The 8,399-nt window shown below is 69.8% G+C and carries 8 protein-coding genes; 5 read left to right on the forward strand and 3 right to left on the reverse strand.

Annotated elements, in window-relative coordinates; all coding sequences use genetic code 11:
- On the reverse strand, window positions 1-266 hold a 266-nt coding region (locus ACRDSK_RS28805; protein WP_431444500.1), incomplete at its 3' end, for a crossover junction endodeoxyribonuclease RuvC.
- 337 nt (window positions 267-603) lie between these two features.
- Between ACRDSK_RS28805 and ACRDSK_RS28810 the strand changes: the two genes are divergently transcribed.
- The 5 genes from ACRDSK_RS28810 to ACRDSK_RS28830 all read left to right on the forward strand — a co-directional run bounded on the left by ACRDSK_RS28810 (window position 604) and on the right by ACRDSK_RS28830 (window position 6,319).
- The gene (locus ACRDSK_RS28810) at window positions 604-1,572 is read left to right on the forward strand and encodes a LacI family DNA-binding transcriptional regulator (protein WP_431444501.1); all 969 of its coding nucleotides are present in this window, start codon (window positions 604-606) and stop codon (window positions 1,570-1,572) included.
- 26 nt (window positions 1,573-1,598) lie between these two features.
- Entirely contained in the window at window positions 1,599-2,870 is a 1,272-nt protein-coding gene (locus ACRDSK_RS28815) for a sugar ABC transporter substrate-binding protein (protein ID WP_431444502.1), read from the forward strand.
- Between the two features lie 93 nt (window positions 2,871-2,963).
- The gene (locus ACRDSK_RS28820; RefSeq protein WP_431444503.1) at window positions 2,964-3,839 is read left to right on the forward strand and encodes a carbohydrate ABC transporter permease; all 876 of its coding nucleotides are present in this window, start codon (window positions 2,964-2,966) and stop codon (window positions 3,837-3,839) included.
- Complete coding sequence (locus ACRDSK_RS28825; protein WP_431444504.1) at window positions 3,832-4,734, forward strand: carbohydrate ABC transporter permease; 903 nt, start codon at window positions 3,832-3,834, stop codon at window positions 4,732-4,734. Before ACRDSK_RS28820 ends, ACRDSK_RS28825 begins: the two co-directional genes overlap by 8 nt.
- Before the next feature lie 13 nt (window positions 4,735-4,747).
- Window positions 4,748-6,319 (forward strand): glucoamylase family protein, encoded by a 1,572-nt coding sequence (locus ACRDSK_RS28830; RefSeq protein WP_431444505.1) that lies wholly within the window; start codon window positions 4,748-4,750, stop codon window positions 6,317-6,319.
- 51 nt (window positions 6,320-6,370) lie between these two features.
- On the opposite strand, the gene ACRDSK_RS28835 is transcribed toward ACRDSK_RS28830, so the two are convergent.
- Both ACRDSK_RS28835 and ACRDSK_RS28840 read right to left on the reverse strand, forming a co-directional pair.
- Window positions 6,371-8,086 (reverse strand): metallophosphoesterase, encoded by a 1,716-nt coding sequence (locus ACRDSK_RS28835; RefSeq protein ID WP_431444506.1) that lies wholly within the window; start codon window positions 8,084-8,086, stop codon window positions 6,371-6,373.
- A gap of 46 nt (window positions 8,087-8,132) precedes the next feature.
- Window positions 8,133-8,399, reverse strand: a 267-nt coding sequence (locus tag ACRDSK_RS28840) for a GNAT family N-acetyltransferase (RefSeq protein WP_431444507.1), incomplete at its 5' end; no start/stop codon positions are given.

An 8,399-nucleotide genomic window follows, 5' to 3' on the forward strand; every position in this document is an offset into this window, starting at 1 on the left:
ACGACCCCGCCGGCCTGCGCGGTGCCCATCGCGGTGCGCACGTTGTACTGGCTGAACACCCGCTCCACCGCGACGACGTCGGGGCGGTGGCGGTCGAGCCACGTCTCCACTCCGTCGGCGACGGCGCGCAGCCGGCTCGCCAGCTCGGCGTCGGCGGGCGTGCGGATGACGTCGACGGCGACGGCGCGCAGCCGCCGCCCGGCCTCGCCGTCCACGACGGCGATGCCGCAGCGGGTCAGCCCGGGGTCCACCCCCAACACACGCATGAGCACCCTTCCCGAGAACATCCGTTCGAAGCCTAGGCCCCGCGCCCTCCACACCTCCGCAGCGACACCCGAACGGAACAGCGGGCGACTTCGAGGAAGAAGAGAGGGTCGGGGCCGTCGGCGGGCCAGCAATCCACTCCCGATGTCGCGGCGCCGAGAATCGCCGGCAACCCGCCCGAACGGACCCCGCGCTCACCCGCCCGCCGCAGTGAAAGCGCCTACAACCAGCCCAGCCTTGACACCTGTGTTAGAAAGGTCCACACAGAAATGTAAGCGCTTCCAACGATGGAAGGCAGCCATGCCCGCACGCGACCGACGGCCGGTCACCATCTACGAGGTGGCTGATCGTGCGGGCGTGTCCATCGCCACCGTCTCGCGGGCGTTGCGGGACTCCGAGCTCGTCGCGGCCGCCACCCGCAAGCACGTCCAGCGGGTCGCCGAGGAGCTGCGGTTTCGGCCGAGTCGCGCGGGTCGGGCACTGGCCGAGGGACAGCACGCGGCCAACGGCATCGTCTTCCCTGACCTGTCCGGCCCCTACTACGCCGAGGTCGTCCTCGGCTACGAGGAGGTCGTCGCGGAGCTCGGTCGCAGTGTGCTGATCCTGGCCACCCAGGGCCGGGCGAACGCGGCCGACCTCGTGCACGAGCTGGCCGGCCGGGTCGACGGCATGGTGATCATGGGACGAACGGTCGCCGACTCGACGGTCGCCCGGATCGCGGACACCGGGCTGCCGCTGGTCCTGCTCGCCCGGCCGCCGGTCGGGCTGGTGGACACCGTCACCGCGGACAACGAGGACAGCGCGCGGACGATCACCGCGCACCTGATCGGGCACGGCTACCGCCGGTTCGAGTTCCTCGGCGACCCCAACCAGTCGCCGGACGTCGCGGGCCGGCACGCCGGCTTCGTGGCCGCGCTGGCCGATGGCGGGCTGGACGTGCCGGCCAAGCCCGTGCGCTGCGCGTTCGACGTCAAGGCCGGGTACGCGGCGGCCCGGGAGACCCTGCGGCGGCGAACCCGCCCCGAGGCGCTGGTCTGCGCCAACGACGAGGTCGCGCTCGGCGCGCTGCGGGCGGCCGAGGACCTCGGCCTCGCGGTCCCCGGCGACCTGGCGCTGACCGGCTGGGACGACATCATGGCCGCCGACTACGCGCGGCTGACGACCGTGCACCAGTCCATGCGAGAGCTCGGCGCCACCGCCGCGCGCTGGCTCGACGAGCGGATCTCCGGGGCATCTCCCGGAGTACGCCGCGAAGTACTGCCCACCCGGCTGGTGATCCGGACCAGCTGCGGCCCACATGACAACTGACCCCGAGAACTGACCCGGAGGAGAGCATGACTCGACCAACCAGGCGACACGTACTACTCGCCGCGGTGACCGCGGTGGCCCTGGCCGCATCGGCATGCGGCCGCGACTCCGGCGGGGAAGAGGCCGAGCAGGGCGAGAAGGTCGCGCAGGGCAAGGCGTCCGGCAACATCACCGTGTGGGCGATGGGTACCGAGGGCGAGCAGCTCTCCGTGCTGGCCGACGACTTCATGAAGGAGAACCCGGACGCCAAGGTGTCGGTCACCGCCGTGCCGTGGGACGGGGCGCACAGCAAGATCTCGGCCGCGATCGCCGGCCAGGAGACGCCGGACATCACGATGCTCGGCACGACCTGGGTCGGCGAGTTCGCCAAGACCGGCGCGCTCGACGTAGTCCCGCCGGACTTCGTGAAGGAGGACGACTTCTTCCCCGGCGCCTGGGAGACCGGCATCGTGGACGACACCTCCTACAGCGTGCCGTGGTACGTCGAGACGCGGGCGCTGTTCGTGAACAAGGCCGTCGCGCAGAAGGCCGGCGTCACCGAGGCGCCGAAGGACTGGGACGCGCTCAAGCAGGCGGCCAAGGACATGAAGGCCAAGGGCGGCGCGAAGCAGGGCCTCTACCTGCAGCCCGGGCAGACCGGCGCCTGGCAGTCGGTGATGCCGTTCGTCTGGCAGAACGGCGGCGACATCTGGGACGGCAAGGAGTTCACGCTCGACTCGCCCGAGGCGGTCGAGGCCTACGAGTTCTACCAGTCCTTCTACCAGGAGGGTCTGTCCACGAAGGACAGGCTGGACGACGGCGAGCAGGAGCCGAAGCTGCTCAGCGGTGAGATCGCCGCGTTCGTGTCCGGCCCGTGGCACATCGGCCTGCTCGACGAGCTCGGCGGCAAGGACAAGTACGAGGTGTGGCCGATGCCGAGTGGCCCCGGCGACGCCACCTCGTTCATCGGCGGCAGCAACATGTCCGTGTTCAAGAGCAGCAAGAACCGCGACGCCGCCTGGAAGTTCGTGTCGTACCTGATGCGGCCCGAGGTCCAGGTCAAGTGGTACGAGACGGTCAAGGACCTGCCCGCGGTGCAGGCCGCGTGGGAGGACGAGACGCTCTCCGGCGACGAGCTGCTGAAGATCTTCGGTGACCAGCTGGAAAAGGCCAAGGCGCCGCCGGCGATCCCGACCTGGGAGCAGATCGCCGCGGGCGTGGACACCGAGCTCGAGAAGGTCGCCAAGGGCACCGCGTCCGCCGCGGACGCCGCCAAGGCGATGCAGGCACAGGCCACCTCGATCGGCACCGGTGGCTGACACATGACCAGCCCTGTTCAAGACGCTCCGGAAGGGAGCCTGTCGGGACGACGGGGTCCTGTTTTGAACAGGGCTCGGTCATCCCGGCCGGGCGTGACGTCCCGGGCGTGGTCCGGTTGGGCCTTCGCGCTGCCGTTCGCCGCCTTGTTCCTGCTCTTCACCGCGGGCCCGGTCGTGGCGTCGCTGGTGATGAGCCTGACCGACCTCGGCCGGGCCGACCTGCTCGACCCGCTGGGCGTGAACGTCGTCGGCCTGGAGAACTACCTGAAGCTGTTCGACGACCCGAAGTTCCTGACCGCCTCGGCCAACACCGCGATCTTCGTGCTGGTCGGCGTGCCACTGACGATGGTCCTGTCCTTGCTGGTCGCGCTCGGGCTCAACTCCGGACTGGTCAAGTTCCGCGGACTGTTCCGGGTGGGCTACTACCTGCCGGTGGTCACGAGCATCGTCGCGATCTCGGTGGTCTGGCGGTTCATCCTGCAGCCCGACACGGGACTGCTGAACGAGTTCCTGGGCTTGTTCGGCATCGCCGGGCCCAACTGGCTGGACAACCAGGCCTACGCGCTGCCCACGCTGATAGCGATGGGCGCGTGGCGCAACCTGGGGTTCGGCATGGTCATCTTCCTGGCCGGGCTGCAGGCGATCCCGAAGGACCTCTACGAGGCGGCCACGATCGACGGCGCGAAGAAGTGGTCGCAGCTGCGCTTCATCACCGTGCCGATGCTGCGGCCGACGATGCTGTTCGTCGCGGTCATCACCACGATCGGGTACGTGCAGTTCTTCGAGGAGCCGTTCGTGATGACCCAGGGCGGCCCGCTCGACTCGACGCTGTCGATGGCCTATCACACCTACAACCAGTTCGGCTTCGGCAACTACGGCTACGCCTCGGCGATGGGCTACGTGCTGTTCGTCGTGGTGGTGCTGTTGTCGATCGCCTGGTTCCGGCTGCTGAGGAACAACGTTGACTAGCACCTTGGACACGCGGGCGGCGAGCCCGGCCCCGCCGCCGCGCCCGATCCGCCGCGGTGGCGAGGGGCTGCGCTCGCGCGACCTGGTCGCCCGGTTCGTGCTGCACGCGGCGCTGTTCGCCGGGCTCGTGGTGATGATCGGCCCGTTCATCTGGATGGCGCTGGCGTCGTTCAAGACCGAGGCCGAGATCCGCGCCGACCCGCCGACCTTTCTGCCGGAGTCGGCGACGGCCGGCAACTACCAGGTGCTGCTCGAGCGACTGGACTTCCCGACCTACTTCACCAACTCGGTCGTGGTCGCCGTGCTCACGACCGTGGGCAACCTGCTGTTCTGCTCGGCGGCTGGGTACGCGCTCGCGAAGCTGCACTTCCCCGGCAAGCGGGCGCTCTTCATCGTCGTGCTCGGCACGATCATGGTGCCGAACATCGTGACGATGGTTCCGCTGTTCGTGCTGGCCAGCAACCTCAACCTGGTCAACTCGCTCGCGGGGCTGATCCTGCCGTTCCTGGCGCAGGCGTTCGGGGTGTTCCTCATGCGCCAGTTCATCGTGTCCCTGCCGAACGACCTGTTGGAGGCGGCCCGCATCGACGGGGCCGGCGAGCTGCGGATCTACTGGCAGATCGTGCTTCCGCTGTGCAAGCCGGCGCTCGCGACGCTCGGCATCCTGACGTTCCTGGCCTCGTGGAACAACTTCCTGTGGCCGCTCGTCGCGGCCACCACGGAGGACAACTACACGCTGCCGGTCGCCCTGGCCCTGTACGCCATCGGGCAGAACGAGACCCGCTACGACCTGCTGCTCTCCGGGTCCGTGGTGTTCGTGCTGCCCGTGCTGCTCGTGTTCTTCCTGCTGCAACGCCATTTCGTCCGTGGCATCGCCACCACCGGTCTCAAATGAGGAGGGTTCTCCGATGGCCCGATTAGTCCCCGCCCGCAGGGCCGCGATCGCCGCGGCGCTCGCCGTCGCCGTGGTCGTACCGCTCAGTCCGGCCGCGAACGCGGCGCCGCCCGACGATCGCGAGCTCGCCGCCGCGGAGCAGGCCCGGCAGGGTTCGCTGATGCGCGACACCTGGCGGTCGTTCACCGCGATGGTCGCCCCCGAGACGGGGCTGCCGGCGGACAACATCGAGGGCGACCTCGACCCCGCGTCCCGGTCGGCCTACACCTCCCCCACGAACGTCGGCGCATACCTGTGGTCGGCGATCGTCGCGGAGGACGCCGGTCTCATCGGCCGGCGGGAGCTGGTGTCGCGGACGAAGAAGGCGCTCGACTCGATGGCGAAGGTCGAGCGGCACCCGGCGTCGGGCCAGTTCTACAACTGGTACAACCCCGCGACGCTGGAGAAGCTGCGCGTCTGGCCGGACGACGGGTCCGTCGTGCACCCGTTCCTGTCCAGTGTGGACAACGCGTGGATGGCGGCGGCCCTGATGACCGTGCGCAACGCCGTGCCGGAGGCGCGGAAGCAGGCGCAGGCGCTGCTGGATCCGATGGACTTCGCCTTCTACTACGACCCGGCGGGCCGCTCGCCGGACGTGGCGGCCGGCCTGATGCGGGGCGGGTTCTGGGACGAGGAGCCGCCCGGCTGCTCACTCGTCGGCAACTACCCCGGCAACGGCCCGGACGTCTGGTACACCTGCCACAACTACGGCAACTTCGCCAGCGAGACGCGGATGATCAGCTACGTGGCGATCTCGCTCGGCCAGGTGCCGCCGGAGCACTACTTCGTGCCGTGGCGGACGTTCCCGGACACCTGCGACTGGAACTGGCAGGAGCAGAAGCCGACCGGCGAGTTCGTCGACTACCAGGGCATCCCGGTGTTCGAGGGCCAGTACACCTACCGCGGGCTGAAGTTCATCCCAACCTGGGGCGGGGACATGTTCGAGGAGCTGATGCCGGACATGTTCGTGCCGGAGGTCAAGTGGGGCAAGAAGTCCTGGGCCCGGCAGCACTCGGTGTACGTGCGCGGCCAGATCGAGCACGGACTGAACGACGCGAAGTACGGCTACTGGGGCTTCTCGCCTTCGTCCAACCCGGACGGCGGGTACCGGGAGTACGGCGTGGACATCATGGGCCTCGACGGGCCGGGCTACACCAGTGACCAGGAGCGCACCGCGGTCGACGTCGGCTTCGAGGGCTGCCGCGAGGCACAGCCGCTGCCCGAGTCCTACGGCGACGGCGTGGTGACGCCGCACGCGGTGGTGCTGGCGCTGCCCTACCAGCCGCGCGCCGCGCTGACCGAGCTCGCGAAGCTGCGCAGGGACTTCGACAGCTACGGCCCGGGTGGCTTCTATGACGCGATCGCCGTCCGCAGCGGGAAGGTCGCCAAGCGGTACCTGGCACTCGACCAGGGCATGATCATGGGCGCGCTGGGCAACCTACGGGGCAACGACGTGCTGCGCGACGCGTTCACGAAGGGCGGCGCGGAGCGGCACCTGCGTCCGGTGATGGCGATGGAGGAGTTCAACCTGCCGGCCCACCAGTAAGGACCAGTGCCGGAGGCGGGCAACCCCCTCGCCCGTCTCCGGCACGCCCGTTCACGGGTGCGGGATCTCGATCGGGTCCGTCCCGATCAGCTCGGGAGCCAGCGGCTCCGTGGGGACGAGCCACGGATCTGTCGGCGCACCGTTCGGTGTGGCAGTCCACCGGCGGCAGATCTCTGGCAGCGCGATCGGATAGATCCACAGGGTGCCCCTGTCGTCGATGTGCAGGCGCAGGAAGCCCTTGTGGTCCTCGATGCTCTGAGCCGCGAACAGCTCGTTCGAGTTGATGTCGAACCCGCTCGCGAACCAGAGGTACGCCGCGACGATCTCGGCGTCCAGGAACCCGATCACCGTCGGCGTCAGAGCCACGAAGATCCCGAAGGTCCACCAGTCCGCGGCCTCGCCGGTCGGCAGCGCGCCGTGGAACCAGTGGACCGCGAACGCCCAGCCGGTGCTCAGCGCGAGATGCGGCACGGCGTGCAGGACACCGGCGACCCAGTTGGTTCCACTCGCCTTCGGCAGATCCAGCCGGGCGAACGCGACGCCGCCGAGCCCCAGCACCACGGCCAGGATCGCCGTGGGCGCCCACGCGCCCACCAGGCTGAAGCCCCCCTGCCGGGTCGGGTCGACGGTCTCCCCGATTCCGAAGAGGACGGCCAGCGACATCACGGTCTGCACGACCCCGGTGAACAGCCAGAAGAGCGGGTTCCGCCACGGCAGCCGCAGGACGCCTCTCGCGAGCCGCTTCGAGTCCTTCTTCGCCGGGTACTGCTCCCTCAGCGTGTAGGTCTGCTGTGGCGCCGACGGACTCACCACGGAGCTCGCCGGCGGCAGGTCCAGTGACTCGGGCAGCCGGTGGGTGCTCGACAGGTACGCGCCGCCGAGCCCGCAGGTGATCAGGTGCCGACCGCCGGCCTCGGCCTGATAATGAGCGAAGTGGTGCTTGTCGCCGGTCAGCATCACCGGCACGGTCGCCCCGCGGGGGCGGATGATCTCGCGCTGGAAGAACTCGATCGTGTCGTAGCCCTTCGTCTTCCCGCCGGAGCCGGCCGACAGCCAGGATGGCTTGGACGTGCAGAGGATGACCGCGTCACCTGGTTCGAGCGGCACCTCGCGGAAGTAGTCGAGCTGCGGCTTGTCGACGTAGTCGTCGAACTGCGTGTCGATCGCGAACAGCCACCAGCGCCGCGGCAGCGCGACGGCGAAGTAGCTGCGGGTCTGCTCGGTGCTCCAGCCGCCGAAGTTGCGCTGCTGGGCGAAGACGCGCAGGAACGAGGTGAGCCCGTCGTACCAGTCGTGGTTGCCGGGCAGGGCGAACAGCCGCGGCCCGTCGGGCGCGGCGACCGGCAGTGCCGCGCGGTAGACGCCCTTGGTGCGTTCCTCGTAGGCCGTCGTGGAGGCCGCCGGATAGACCTGGTCGCCGCCCATCACGAGGAGCCGCCCACGCGGTAGGTCCCGCGTCGCCCCCTCCGGCTGGAGCTCGGACGCGGCGAGCAGCGAAGCGATGGAGTAGGTCGCGTCGAACCCGTCCCCCAGGTCGGCGACGAAGTCGAACCACAGCTCCTCTTCGGTCTCGGTTCTCGCGCTGAAGACCGGTTGCGTCAGCGTGCCCTGCAGCTCCCGCTTGTCCGCGAAGGCGGCGAAGATCTCCGCCATCATCGACTGCGCGCCGGTGCGGACCAGCACGCGTGGATCGAGCCAGCGAACCGCGCGCTGCTTGCGGAACTTGAGCTGCTCCTCGGAATCGTCGGTCGGGCGGGGTCGCTCCATGGGCACTCCTCCTCGTGAGATCACGTCGGTCCGCGGCCCGGAACCGCTACGGGTGCCGCGGCTTCTCGAGCACCGCGAGCGCGACGCCGGCCGCGTCGGTCGAGGAGCCGACGACCGTGTAGCCGGCCCGTCGGTACAACGCCAGGCTGGCGTCGCTGGTGACGCCGGTGGCGAGCCAGAGCGTGGTGACCGCCGGCGGGGCGGCCGCCTCGACCGCATCGAGCAGCCGTCGGCCGATGCCCCGGCGGTGCAGGTCGGGCGCGACGGCGAGGCGGGCGACCTCCATCCGGTCGCCGGCCGGGCGGCCGCGGAC

The sequence above is a fragment of the Actinophytocola sp. genome (genome assembly GCF_050699915.1).
In the GTDB taxonomy this organism is placed as follows: Bacteria; Actinomycetota; Actinomycetes; order Mycobacteriales; family Pseudonocardiaceae; genus Actinophytocola.

Bases quoted from the DNA above. Each gene is read 5' to 3' on its own strand.
- ACRDSK_RS28830 (WP_431444505.1), top strand. From the start codon at position 4,748: ATGGCCCGATTAGTCCCCGCCCGCAGGGCCGCGATCGCCGCGGCGCTC.
- ACRDSK_RS28815 (WP_431444502.1), top strand. From the start codon at position 1,599: ATGACTCGACCAACCAGGCGACACGTACTACTCGCCGCGGTGACCGCG.
- ACRDSK_RS28835 (WP_431444506.1), bottom strand. From the start codon at position 8,086: ATGGAGCGACCCCGCCCGACCGACGATTCCGAGGAGCAGCTCAAGTTC.